The organism is Flavobacterium sp. 103, assembly GCF_003096795.1.
GTDB lineage: Bacteria > Bacteroidota > Bacteroidia > Flavobacteriales > Flavobacteriaceae > Flavobacterium.
On record NZ_QENX01000001.1, the window covers coordinates 3,321,747 to 3,335,209 of the forward strand.

The following is a 13,463-nucleotide window of genomic DNA, read 5'->3' on the forward strand; positions in this document are numbered from 1 at the left end:
TTTTTTCTGGATGATATTTGTCTCATCAAAATCATCAAAATGATCAAAATCATGAAAACCATTTTATTCGCCATCGTTTCTTTATTTAGTTTCACACTTTTTTCGCAAACCACTATTTCAGGTAAAATTGTCAATGAGAAAGGAGTTCCAATTGCAGGTGTCAATGTTTATATTGAAGGCAGTTATGATGGCGCTTCCACTTCTGAAAACGGTGACTTTGCATTTGCCACCACGGCCACAGGAAATCAAAATTTGGTAGCAAGTTCATTGGTTTACGAAACTTTAAATATTGTTATAGATGTAGCGCATTTTCAAAATCAAACTATTAAACTTAGGGATAATGTCAATGCACTTGATGCAGTAATAATCACAGCGGGCTCTTTGGAATCTGGAAGCAAAGCCCGCATGTCTGTACTGAAACCTTTGGATATTGTAACTACAGCTGGCTCGGCAGGAAATATTGTGGCTGCTTTACAATCTTTGCCAGGAACTCAAAGAGTTGGAGAGGACGGAAGACTGTTCGTTCGAGGAGGTGAAGCCAATGAAACCCAAACGTATGTCGATGGGATGCGAGTGCCGCAGCCTTATGGTTCGACACCAAATAATTTGCCTACTCGAAGCCGCTTTTCGCCTTTTCTTTTTAGCGGTATTTCCTTTTCTACAGGTGGATATTCTGCCGAATATGGCGACGCTTTATCGAGTGTTTTGCTTTTGAATACAATAGATGAGCCAGATCAAAGTAAAACGGAAATCTCAGTAATGACTGTAGGTGTCGGTCTTGGAAATACTCAAAAATGGGAAAAGAGTTCTTTTAGTATTAATACTTCCTATATTAATTTAACGCCTTATCAGGCACTTGTTCCCCAAGATGTAGAATGGAAAAGCGCACCACAGTCTTTGTCAGGAGAAATGGTCTACAGATACAATTTTGAAAGAGGAATTTTTAAGATGTATGCTGCTTTTGACGCTTCTCAATATGTTATTAAACAAGAAAATATCAATTCGATTGACAAAATCACGGTCGATTCCAAAAACGATAATTTCTATCTTAACTCTTCATACAATGGTTTTTTTGGAACCAATTGGAATATTACTGCCGGCTTGAGTTATGGTTATAATCAAGTGAAATCGGACATTGATTTGGACAATTATGGTAATGTGGAAAACGCCGTGAATATGAAGCTGAAATTAAAAAAGAACATCTCCAATCGTTTTAAATTGTCTTTTGGAGCCGATTATTTTATTACCAAATATACTGAAGATTTTACCCGAAACGCAGGGAACACCTTTGATTACGGATATGACAACACCATTGGAGCATTGTATACCGAAGCCGATATTTTCTTTTCGAAAAAGTTGGCAGCAAAAGTTGGTATCCGCGCTTCCGCAAATGAATTAACAAATGACAATTCTATTTCTCCAAGAATTTCGTTAGCCTACAAAATGGCAAAATTCAGCCAATTGTCTTTTGCGTATGGCGATTTCTCCCAAACGCCAAGTGTCGAGTACATTAAGTTTTCTAAAAACAATCAGTTTGAGAGTGAAAAAGCGTCCCATTATATTTTGAATTATCAATACAGCAAAGAAGGGCGTACACTTAGAGCTGAAGCCTATTACAAAGATTACAGTAATCTGACTCGATTTGACAGTCCTACAGTTGCCTACAATTCAATATTTACCAATGATGGAACAGGATATGCCAAAGGTTTGGATTTGTTTTGGAGAGATGGAAAAACCATCAAGAATCTCGAATATTGGGTTTCGTATTCGTATATAGATACCGAGCGTTTGTATAAAAATTACCCAACTCAGGTAACTCCCAATTTTGTACCAAACAATAGTTTGTCGATTGTGACGAAATATTGGATTCCAGAGTGGAAATCTCAACTGGGTTTCACGAATTCCTTTAGTACGGGAAGGCCATATAACAATCCGAACGAAACCCAATTTATGAACGGAAAAACAAAATCATACAACGATTTGAGCTTCAATTGGGCTTATTTGTTGACTACTCAAAAGATTTTGTATTTCTCGGTTTCGAATGTTTTAGGGGCAAATAATGTGTATGGATATAATTATGCTGTTCGACCTGACGCCAATGGAGAATACAGAAGAAGCGCCATCAAACCGGCAGCGGACAGATTCTTCTTTATCGGTTTCTTTTGGACCATCAGCAAAAACAAAAACGACAATCAGTTGAAGAATTTATAAAGGTGCTAAGTCGCTAAGATTCTAAGTTACTAAGAAAAAAACTTAGAGCCTTAGCATCTCAGAAACTTAGAAACTTAAAAAAAACAATTCATCCATCAAAATTGACAGTTCGGTATTATTTAGTTTTAAAAGAGCTAATGTCAATATAAATTTGTTCAAGAATAAAAGCGATAACAATAGCAATAACAATTTCAATAAAAATAAAAAAAAGAGTTTCAATCACCATTAATCACAACTAAAAATCAAAGACCATGTTAAAAATCATCACCGCAATCGCATTTTTCATTTGTAGCTTATTATCAGCTCAAAATGTCAATCTTACCGTTTCTGTTTCAGGTTTAAAAAGCAATACAGGAATTTTAAAAGTAGGTTTGTACAATTCGGATGCCACGTTTCTGAAATCAACTTACAAGAGCATTACTTCTGAAATTAAAAACAACAGTGCCACCGTTACTTTTGTTGGTATTCCAAAAGGAGAATATGGAATATCGACCTATCAAGATGAAAACAGCAACGGAAAATTGGACAAAAATATGATGGGAATCCCTTCAGAAGATTTTGCCTGCTCGAACGATGCAAAAGGATTTATGGGACCTCCAAAATATGAGGATGCCAAATTCAACATCGACAAAAATTCAAAAATAGAAATCAAATTCAATAACTAAAAAATAACCATTTAACATAAATCAAAATGAAAAAAATTATCACCACTATCGCATTATTTGTAGCTGTAATAAGTTCAGCCCAAGGACAATTTGAACAAGGAATGGGAAAAGCACTTCAGCTTTGGAAAGAAGGAAAAAATACCGAAGCTTCAGATATGTTTGAGCGTATTGCTTCTGCAGATAAAACCAGTTGGTTGCCTAATTATTATGTAGCGCTGGTAAATACCACCACTTCTTTTGGAACTCAGGATAAAACTCAAGCTACTGCTTTGCTGACCAAAGCACAGAATGTCTTGGATGTTGAAATGATAAAAGATCAAAACAACTCCGAGTTGTACGTAATGCAAGGTTTGATTTATACTGCTTGGGTTGTTATAGATCCGATGACAAACGCAATGAAATATTCGTCTAAAGTTATGGAGGCTTACGCCAAAGCAAAAACTTTAAATCCAAATAATCCAAGAGCAGTTTTTGGTGAAGTTGATTATCAGTTAGGAGGCGCAAAATGGACTGGTGTTGATACAAAACCGCTTTGTGCACAAGTTGATAAAGCTATCGAACTTTTTGCTACTTTTAAACCGGAAACGCCTTTTTCTCCAAAATGGGGATTGGATAGAGCATTAGAAGCTCAGAAAAACTGTAAATAATTAAATTAATTTAAGCTGATTATAATGAAAGACTATAGAGATACATTTTCTGATTTAAAAAGTGGAACGATTACATGTTTCAAAATTTCTATGGTCTTTACCGTTATTTTTTCAGCTTTGTTAGGGAGTGATTTTAGTATAAAAAATGTTTTAATAACCTTCTCTTTGAGTTGTTTGTATTCTTTTGGTTTAGGTTTTGGGAATGGTTTTTTAAATCATTTGCTTGACAGAAAATGGGATTGGTTGGAGCAGACTAATTTGAGGGTTTATTACGGAATTTTGGTTACTGTTTTGTACACGATTCCGATTGTTTTGGGAATCGATTATATCATTTTCGTGGTTTTACAAAAAATGCCATTGGATCAGTTTTTTAGTGAGAGGATGGTTTGGATTCATCTCTTTTACATCATTTTGTCATTAGGGGTTTCAATTTTTATGCAGGCCAGAAGTTTTATGGTAAAATGGAAACAGGCTTCAAAAACTGAAGTAACTCAGCAAAAAATCATCGCCGGAACTGCAAATGCCAAGTTTGAAACCTTAAAAAATCAAATCGATCCACATTTTCTTTTTAATAGTTTGAATGTTTTAAGTTCATTGATTGAGGAAAATCCAGAAAATGCACAACGTTTTACCACTTCTTTGTCCAAAATATACCGCTATGTTTTGGAACAAAAAGACAAAGAACTGGTTTCGGTTGCCGAAGAGTTGTCATTTGCCAAAACGTACATGAATCTTTTGAAAATGCGTTTCGAAAACAGTCTGTTTTATGAATTACCGGAAACAGATATAAATCCAGAGGCCAAAGTGGTGCCGCTTTCTTTGCAGTTGCTTCTGGAAAACACTGTAAAACACAATGTGGTTAGTGAACAAAAACCGTTGCACATCAGAATATTTATTGATAGGGATTATTTGGCAATTCAAAATGATTTTCAAAAGAAGGAAGTAATTCAAAGTCGTCAAGGCGTAGGATTGCAAAATATTGTCGATCGCTATGGAATTATCACCAATAGAAAAGTGTTAATCGAACAAAATGAAAAAACATTTACGGTTAAGATTCCGATTTTAACCAAACAAATTAGCGTTATGGAAACAACTTCAAATTACAACGAAAATAGTGCTTACTACAGAGCAAAAAAGAGAGTAGAACAACTCAAAGGATTCTATGGGAACTTGATTTCTTATTGTTGTGTAATTCCAATTTTAATATTTATTAATCTCACCTATATGCCAAAATTTCATTGGTTCTGGTTCTCTGCAGCGGGTTGGGGATTTGGGTTAACTATGCATGCTTTTAAGGTGTTTGGATACGGAACCGATTGGGAAGAGAGAAAAATTAAGGAAATATTGGCCAAAGAAAACAACAAGCAGAGTTGGAAGTAGTGTTCAGTTTTCGGTATTCATTACGAATCTAAAATCTATCCCGATAGCTATCGGGATTAAAATCTAAATTTTAAAAGTCATGGAAAATCAATATACAGAAGAAGAACGCTATTATATAGCAAAAAAAAGGGTTGAGGAAATTAAAGGTTTTTATGGAAACTTGATTTCATATATTGTGGTGAATTGCTTTTTATTAGTATTAAATCTAGTAACATCACCCCAGTATTTATGGTTCTTTTGGCCTTTATTAGGATGGGGGATTGGTGTGCTTTTTCACGGATTGAAAGTTTTTAATTATTCACCGTTTTTTAATAAAGAATGGGAAGAACGAAAAATTAAAGAATATATGGATAAGGAAGAGCAATCTAAAAAATCATGGGAATGATTTTTTAGAGATATAAAGTTGCTAAGCAACTAAGGCACTAAGTTTTTTTTAATTCTCGATTTCGAGATAATTAGATTGTCTTTTTTAAATCTTAGCATCTTAAAAACTAATAATAAATAAAAACAAAATGGGAAGATATAGAAAACAGTTATTTGAAAATTTTCAGGATGAAAATTTCAATCCAGACACGAGATATGAATTGGCTTATAAACGAGTGAAGCGAATCAAAGGATTCTATATTCATTTACTGGTTTATGTATTGGTAAATGCTTTTATAATTGTCTCTAGTTTTAATAGGAGTGTATTGGGAACCGAAGTTTTTTTTAGATGGGAAACATTCTCTACAGCATTGTTTTGGGGCATCGGTTTGGTGGCTCATGGGATGTCAGTTTTTGGTAGAGACCTATTTTTTGGTGCCGACTGGGAAGAAAGAAAAATTAAAGAGTTTATGGATAAAGACAAAAGCCAAAAGTGGGAGTGAGTTTGGGGTTTAAAGGTTTAATGTTGTTTAAGGGTTTAAAGTTTTAAATTATAACAACTAAGAGCTATTCACTAATCACTAATTTCTAATCACTAACAAAAAAGAATGACCACAATAATAATAGAAGACGAAAAACCGGCGGCAAGATTGTTGCAGCGCAAACTCGAAAAAATAAATGTTCAGGTAGAAGTGATGCTTCACTCTGTTGAAGAAGCCTTGAGTTGGTTTTCGGAAAATGAGCATCCCGATTTGATTTTTTTGGACATCCAATTATCGGATGGTTTGTCATTTGAAATCTTCGAAAAAACAGACATAAAAAGTGCTGTTATTTTCACGACTGCTTACGATGAATATGCATTGCGTGCATTCAAATTAAATAGCATTGATTACCTTTTAAAACCCATCGACGAAGATGATTTGGAAGTGGCGGTAACGAAATTTAAAGACCGTTTTCAGCTTTCAAAAAAGACAGATAATGAATCCATACAATTGGATTTTGAACAGATCCGAAAAATGCTTTCCAACCCTTTTGAAAAAACATTCAAAAAAAGATTTACCGTGAAAATAGGGCAGCACCTCAAGGTGATTTCCACCGATGAAATCGAATGTTTTTTTAGCGAAAATAAGGGGACATACATTCACACTTTCGACAACAGAAATTATTTGATGGACTGCACTTTGGAAGTTTTGGAGCAAGAATTAGACACTACTGATTTTTACAGAATCAGCAGAAAATTCATTATCCCGCTAAAGGCAATAAAGGAAATTGTAGTGTACAGCAACTCCAGATTAAAGATTATTTTGCCAACTTATAAAGAAGATGAGGTGATTGTAAGTCGAGAAAAGGTGTCGGATTTTAAAAATTGGATAAGTTAAAAGTAACTTCAAATTATTATTGATGTAATTTATTTTAAAATGCTGAATTTATGTTGTTTAAGTATTGTCAATAGATTTTGATTATGATGATTTTAAGGCTGTATAAACGCTTTTCTTATCGCTATTAGCACAAAAATAAGAAAAGAGTAAATGATAAAGAACGGGGCAATGTATTCGATCCTGTTTAAAGAAAGCAGGACGGCAATTATCAATAATTGAAATCCCAATCCATAAATTGAAAGTATAGTCATAAACCAATTTGGGAATGATTTTACCTTGTAGGCCTCTTTGTCCAAAGCGTGAATAATCTTGTCAAAAACACCATAAACGATAGTGTAAATTTCAAACAAAATATCGACTGATTTTTGACTCTCGCCGGGCAATGCACGCGGGGATTTGTCTTCGAAAATTTGACTTGTCGTGTCCCCTCCAACAGATTTATTTCTCAAAATTACATAGTAATAGTTGTACAAAGTGCCTTGCAATTGTATCGCGATAAATGCCAAGAAAGTTATCCAAAAAGTAGTTTTTGATACAAAGCAAATGGTCATCAAAATTAGAAAGTTCAAGATTATATCGAACACGCTATCAAGGTATCTCCCGGTGTAAGATGGTGTATTTTTAACTCGTGATAATTCACCGTCGGCGGCATCAATTATTGATTTTAAAATAATGAAAAAAGAGGCCAAAAAATAGTGATTTTGTAAAATACAAAAGATAGCAATCAGACCGGAAATACCAAAAAGAAGGGTTACGTGAATAGGGGTAAAACGAGTGTTTTTTAATTGATTGGCAAATATTTTGGCAAGCGGTCTACCGTAATCGGATAAATCAAGAAATTGATTTTGAGCTGCAAGTTTAGACATTTTAATAGATGAAAGAACAAGATGTGACAATATAGTCGGACTACAAAAGTAAGTCTAATTTAAGTATTTGAATCGTAAACAGTAGTTAAAAATAACAAAAACGCTTTTAGAAACAGAATAATTTCTTCGAAGAAACTGTTTCTAAAAGCATTTTTTAGCTCTAAAATAGTCTTATTTGCTCAATCGGTGCAAAGTGTATGTCATTGCCGTCAATAGAAAGAACGCTACAATTTGATGGGTTAAACCAAGCCAAAGTGGTACACTGTACAGTAATGTAAAAACACCCAAAGTAAATTGAAGAAAGACGATTACTACCAAGGAGTTTAATCCATTTTGTTGTTGTGATGTCAGTTGGTATTTTTTACTTTTAAAATAAAGGAATAAAATGAATCCAACCACAAAGTACGCTAACGTTCGGTGAACCAATTGAACACCACTTTTCCCTTCAGTAAGATTCAAGAATAGTGTTTTTTGTTCGATAAATACACTATCATGAATGAATTGCCCGTCGCTCATCATTGGCCAATGGTTGTGGACTAGTCCTGCATTTAAGCCTGCTACAAAGCCTCCGTATATAATTTGCAAAAGCAAAAGAACCAATGTGATTCGGGCTATTTTTTTCAAGGGAACAATTGGCGCTTTTTTATCGGGATAAATTAGGTCCAAGGCTACCCACAGTGTGTATGCAAAAGTGATAAACGCAAATGTAAGGTGCAAGGAAAGACGAAAATGGCTTACATCTGGATTGTCGATCAAACCACTTTTTACCATAAACCAACCAAAAAAACCTTGCAAAGCTCCCATTCCGAGTAGCACAAAACATTTATTTAAAGTGGCCTTGTCAATTTTCTTTTTTGCTAAGAAATAAAAGAACGGAACGATGAAAACGAGTCCAATTATTCTTCCGATAAAACGGTGAAACCATTCCCAAAAATAGATGAATTTATAGTCGGATAAGGTGAAATCGTTATGGATGTTGATTTTTTGGTATTCAGGGAATTGTTTGTATTGGTCGAAAGCTTCCTGCCATTTGGCTTCGGTTAGCGGGGGAAGCGTGTCGGTAACTAGATGCCAATCGGTCATCGATAAACCGGAATTTGTCAATCGGGTGATGCCACCCACAACAACCATTACAAATACTAAAAAGCAACCTGAAAGTAGCCAGATAATCACGGATTTGTTATTTTTCATTTTAATTATATTAATCTTTTTCAGTTATTTTTCCGCTTTTTTCAATCCCAATTTCTCAGCTCTTTTCATCATAAATTCATAGGCGGCATCATAATCATTGAGAATTTCTCCTTCAAGGATGGCTTCTTTAATGGCTTCTTTAAGCATTCCTATTTCTCGGGAAGGTTTTAGATCAAAAATTTCCATAATCTCTTCACCGGAAATCGGAGGTTGAAAATTGCGAACATGATCGCGTTCTTCGACTTCCACAATTTTTTTGCGAACAATTTCAAAATTGCTATGGTATTTCCTGAATTTATTTGGGTTTTTGGTTGTGATATCGGCTTCACAGAGTGTCATTAAATTCTCTACATCTTCACCGGCATCAAAAACTAAACGACGTACAGCTGAGTCGGTTACAATATCCTGTGCCAAAACGATTGGACGAGAACTCATGATAACCATTTTTTGGACAAATTTCATTTTGTGATTCAACGGCATATGAAGGCGCTCAAATATCTTTTTTGCCATTTTTCCGCCAAGAAATTCGTGTCCGTGAAAAGTCCATCCTTGTTTTTTATTGAAACGTTTCGTTGGAGCTTTTCCTATGTCGTGGAGAAGGGCTGACCAACGTAACCAAACATCGTCGGTATTGGGACAAATATTATCAACCACTTCAAGTGTGTGATAAAAGTTATTTTTGTGTGTATGTCCTTCTATTTCTTCTACTTGGTTTAAAGCGGTCAGTTCCGGAAGGATGATATCCAAAAGTCCCGTTTTGAACAACAATAAAAATCCAACGGAAGGTTTGTCTGTAGAAAGGATTTTATTCAATTCTTCCACAATGCGTTCTCCAGAAATGATTTTGATACGCTCGGCATTTTTGGTAATGGAGTCCAATGAATTTTGGTCTATTTCAAAGCCCAGTTGAGTTGCAAATCGGATTCCTCTAAGCATACGCAACGGATCATCAGAAAAAGTGATGTCCGGATCAAGAGGTGTTTTTATGATTTTGTGTTCCAAGTCAGAAATACCATTGAATGGATCAGAAAGGGTACCAAAATTATTACTATTCAATGATAAAGCCAATGCGTTTATGGTAAAATCCCTACGGTTTTGATCATCTTGAAGCGTTCCGTTTTCAACAATAGGATTTCTGCTGTCAAGATTATAGGATTCTTTTCGAGCACCCACAAATTCAATTTCGGTGTCTTCAAAACGCAACATTGCAGTTCCATAAGTCTTAAAAACTTGTACTTTTGGTTTTTTAGGAAGTAAATCAGATACTTTCAAGGCCAGTTCAATTCCACTTCCAACGGCTACAACGTCTATATCTTTTTTTGAGTTTCTGTTTAAAAGTAAATCACGTACAAAACCTCCAATTACATAACTTTCGACATTAAGTTCTTGGGATGCTTTCGAAATGACTTCGAATATTTTATTATTTAAGGCTTCTTTGTAGTTCATTCTAAAAGTTTAAAGTTTCAAGTTTCAGGTTTCAAGTTTTAAGAGTGCTTCTAAAACTTGAAACCTGAAACTTGGAACAAAAAATTATTTACGAATCACTTTTACCTGCGAATCATTAGTTAATTTAATGATTGTTGACGGTTTTTCAGCAATTTTATCGTGGTGCAAATTTACAACATAGTCAACTCCTTTTATAATTTCGGGACTAATTTCTTTGAAACTTTTTGGAGTTGGCTGACCAGAAATATTAGCCGAAGTGGAGACTAATGGTTTTTTCATGCGCTCCATCAGTTTGAAACAAAATGGCTCTTTGACGAGGCGAATGCCTAATGTATTATCGGGCGCAATAATGTTTGGAGCTACATTTCGAGGTTTGTCTAAAACTAAAGTAGTTGGATTTTCGGAAAAATCCATAATTTGCCAAGCTACTTCTGGAATTTCTTTGAAAACATTGTAGATCATTTTTTCGCCATTCATCAGGCAAATCATGCTTTGAGTTTCTGCCCTTTGCTTGAGTTTATATATTTTAGCGACAGCTTCGGGATTGGTTGCATCACATCCAATTCCCCAAACGGTATCGGTAGGGTAGAGTATTATTCCACCTTCTTTTATGACTTCGAATGCGTTGTGTATTTCTTGATTGATGTCCATTTTGTTTTAATTTAATTGTCTTTTTCCTCTTATCTTGTCGATTAAATTTCTAAAAAAATAAAAAATCGGATTGGCTTTTTTTAGCGATTCGTTGCATTTTTTGAATAAATCCAAATAAGTTTCGGCTATTTCATTAAAATTTACCGGGAAGTCGTCCTTAACTTCTTTAGAAGCAGTTTTGAATTTTAAATAATTGCGATAATAGACTTTAGCTAGTTGATTATATTCCTGAAATGATTTGGGAGCATCATGACCCAAAATATGATTACTCTTTAGTTGATATTTCTTTGATTTATTTATTTTAAGATTACTACTAATACCACTTTGTTGGCTTGAATGAATTCTGTATGAGATTAATTTATCGGTTAGGTATTTTAAATTGTTTCGGGAGGCTATAATTATTGCAATCCATTCGTCATGATAGAATTTTTTGATATTAGGAATGGGCAAAATTAAATTTTTTATTTCTTTTTTAATACAAAGCGTGGCACCAGTTACCATATTTGCTTTAAATAAAATATGTTGATATAAATCAATTGGTTTCGATAATTGATTTTCCATAAAAAAAACAGAATCCCAAAGAGAGCTTGTGTTGATTTCTTTATTTTTCTCATCAACTAAATCACCGTCAGTAAAAACGGCTTCAGTTGATGGATTCTTTAAAAAATATTGAACGACTTTCTCGACTTTATTTTCTTTCCAAATATCATCCTGATCACTTAAAAAGATGTAATTGCCAGAACAAATTCCAATTGCTTTTTCAAAATTTTTTGTACTTCCTAAATTAACGTGGTTCTTATATAAAGATATTTTATTGGGATTTTCTATTTGAATTAGCTCAATAATTGCAATAGTTTTATCATTGGAACCATCATCACAAATGATTATTTCATCAATAGCTACAGTTTGGTTTAAAATACTTTTGAGCTGTTCTTTAATATATTTTTCTCCATTGTAAGTACACATAGCAACAGATAGTTTCATAGTATGTTTTATTTGTTATGAAATGAAAACTACATTTTGGATACAATAATTCTTATTTTTATAACTGATATTGTAATGATAATTGAAATTGCATATTGATTTTATTGTCTTCAAATTGATATTGAAAGTTCCTCATTTGGGCGAAGTTTAGTTTAGCCTGAATACCCAGATCTCCAAATTTTTTATATGCATAAGTGTTTATTGCTAAATCAACCCATTTATGATTAAAGTCTGTATAAGCATCGTAATAAAAATCCATGTTGTGGGCATAGCGTTCTGCTTGTATTCCCCAGACTTGATCTTTTTCCCATACACTGAAATCTAAAGTCTGTAAATTACTTCCCGGGCCTATTCCTGCTCCAAGAACTTGTCCTTTGTTGGTGTAACCATGTAAAATAATACCATGCTGGTACCAAGCCCCCGCTGGTCTGACTATGCGATCGGCACTTTGTTCCAAATGAGTACTTTCAAAATTAAATTTTAAATATTTATTTTTATCCTTATTTAGCATAAATATTTTACTGAATCCAGCTAGATATGCCCTGGAATGTTCTGGCGAATCAAATAAGTCCCAAATAGTTGACGAATGGTCATTCCAGCCACTTTCCGCATAAAATTCAAATTTAGATTCTTTCATGACCCATCTAAGGAAAAGTGATGCCAATTGATCTCTATTTTTAGCATCTTCGTTACTTAGATTTTTTTTCTGGAAAGGTGAGAATATTGGCATATAATCTGAAAAACCACTACCCATATCATCACGATAAACCTGTATGGTACGGTTCATTCCTACAAATAATCCAGGAACCCATTTTGGGTGGTAGTTTATGGAAAGGCCGTTGATATAGCGCCAATCATTTTTTTTAGGAACCTCGTAATCCACGCCATCAATTATAAATTGTGATTTTGGGCTAGTTAAACCGGAGCCTTCGAGTTTACCACAAATGATTTGTCCCTCAAAGCTTCCTATAAAAGTTTCTATAGGTTGTCTAGTATTCAAGGTAAAATGTAAAAAACCAGGTGCGTTATTGCTCATAATCAATGAATTTCTGGATCCGGGTCCCCACCATAAGTTTTCGGTTGAAACACCAATAGAAAATTTGTTGATATTAAGTTTGATATTACTCTGTCCCCAGTGCAATTTACTATAGGATTTATCTCCATAAGGTGTTGGTAAATCTGTCGTGTTTAAATAAGAAACGTTCGCTAATCTAGCGAAACTTGTCTCTGTTAATGGAAAAATATCAAAACTTGGATTAGCAGCAAATACATATTCAGGTTTTAATTGAGCACTCAAAATTCCATATTGAGCATATAAACCTGCAGTTAGTTGTGTTTGATAACCTTTTGCAGGTATCATTGAACCATCATTCCAACCATAAGGTGTAAATGTATTGTATTGTTGGGTTAAGGTTATTGGAAGTGCCTTTATCGTTATTTTTTTGGAATGAATATCATTTGTTTGTGAGGAGTCTACTATTTCTAACGCTAATGGTCTTAAAGTATAGGAGATGAGCGGATTTCCATTGCCTAATAATTGTTCATTTCTACTTCTTTGTTCTATCATATCAATAGAACCTACGGGGATGTTTTGAGCTAATAAGGAATTACTTAGTAGGAAAAAAATAATAATTCTAAATTTTATATTCATAGTTTGAAGGCTTTTGCAAGGTTTTTACG

Annotated in this window: 13 protein-coding genes; 7 read left to right on the top strand and 6 right to left on the bottom strand. The window is 34.1% G+C overall.

What is annotated here, in order from left to right; translation table 11 throughout:
* Positions 1-51: 51 nt before the first annotated feature.
* From C8C85_RS14070 to C8C85_RS14100, 7 genes are all read left to right on the top strand, one after another.
* Positions 52-2,211 (top strand): TonB-dependent receptor domain-containing protein, encoded by a 2,160-nt coding sequence (locus C8C85_RS14070; RefSeq protein WP_116798496.1) that lies wholly within the window; start codon positions 52-54, stop codon positions 2,209-2,211.
* Between the two features lie 251 nt (positions 2,212-2,462).
* Complete coding sequence (locus C8C85_RS14075; protein ID WP_116797619.1) at positions 2,463-2,876, top strand: DUF2141 domain-containing protein; 414 nt, start codon at positions 2,463-2,465, stop codon at positions 2,874-2,876.
* A 26-nt stretch (positions 2,877-2,902) separates the two neighbouring features.
* The gene (locus tag C8C85_RS14080) at positions 2,903-3,523 is read left to right on the top strand and encodes a hypothetical protein (protein ID WP_116797620.1); all 621 of its coding nucleotides are present in this window, start codon (positions 2,903-2,905) and stop codon (positions 3,521-3,523) included.
* Positions 3,524-3,547: 24 nt separating this feature from the next.
* On the top strand, positions 3,548-4,903 hold the full coding sequence (locus C8C85_RS14085) for a 2TM domain-containing protein (RefSeq protein ID WP_116797621.1): 1,356 nt from the start codon (positions 3,548-3,550) through the stop codon (positions 4,901-4,903).
* 79 nt (positions 4,904-4,982) lie between these two features.
* Positions 4,983-5,288, top strand: coding sequence for a 2TM domain-containing protein (locus tag C8C85_RS14090; RefSeq protein WP_116797622.1), 306 nt, complete (start codon positions 4,983-4,985; stop codon positions 5,286-5,288).
* 127 nt (positions 5,289-5,415) lie between these two features.
* Positions 5,416-5,769 (top strand): 2TM domain-containing protein, encoded by a 354-nt coding sequence (locus C8C85_RS14095; protein WP_116797623.1) that lies wholly within the window; start codon positions 5,416-5,418, stop codon positions 5,767-5,769.
* A gap of 105 nt (positions 5,770-5,874) precedes the next feature.
* On the top strand, positions 5,875-6,645 hold the full coding sequence (locus C8C85_RS14100; RefSeq protein ID WP_116797624.1) for a LytR/AlgR family response regulator transcription factor: 771 nt from the start codon (positions 5,875-5,877) through the stop codon (positions 6,643-6,645).
* Between the two features lie 92 nt (positions 6,646-6,737).
* Here the strand turns inward: C8C85_RS14100 and C8C85_RS14105 are convergent, their stop codons facing one another.
* From C8C85_RS14105 to C8C85_RS14130, 6 genes are all read right to left on the bottom strand, one after another.
* A complete protein-coding gene (locus C8C85_RS14105) occupies positions 6,738-7,511 on the bottom strand; it encodes a CDP-alcohol phosphatidyltransferase family protein (protein ID WP_116797625.1) in 774 nt (257 codons plus the stop codon).
* Positions 7,512-7,682: 171 nt separating this feature from the next.
* On the bottom strand, positions 7,683-8,702 hold the full coding sequence (locus C8C85_RS14110; protein WP_116797626.1) for a COX15/CtaA family protein: 1,020 nt from the start codon (positions 8,700-8,702) through the stop codon (positions 7,683-7,685).
* Positions 8,703-8,726: 24 nt separating this feature from the next.
* Positions 8,727-10,148, bottom strand: a complete 1,422-nt coding sequence (locus tag C8C85_RS14115) for a CCA tRNA nucleotidyltransferase (protein ID WP_116797627.1) — start codon at positions 10,146-10,148, stop codon at positions 8,727-8,729.
* Between the two features lie 84 nt (positions 10,149-10,232).
* The gene (locus C8C85_RS14120; RefSeq protein WP_116797628.1) at positions 10,233-10,799 is read right to left on the bottom strand and encodes an L-threonylcarbamoyladenylate synthase; all 567 of its coding nucleotides are present in this window, start codon (positions 10,797-10,799) and stop codon (positions 10,233-10,235) included.
* Positions 10,800-10,805: 6 nt separating this feature from the next.
* Positions 10,806-11,783, bottom strand: a complete 978-nt coding sequence (locus C8C85_RS14125; RefSeq protein WP_116797629.1) for a glycosyltransferase family 2 protein — start codon at positions 11,781-11,783, stop codon at positions 10,806-10,808.
* 58 nt (positions 11,784-11,841) lie between these two features.
* On the bottom strand, positions 11,842-13,434 hold the full coding sequence (locus C8C85_RS14130) for a capsule assembly Wzi family protein (RefSeq protein WP_116797630.1): 1,593 nt from the start codon (positions 13,432-13,434) through the stop codon (positions 11,842-11,844).
* Positions 13,435-13,463: the final 29 nt, after the last annotated feature.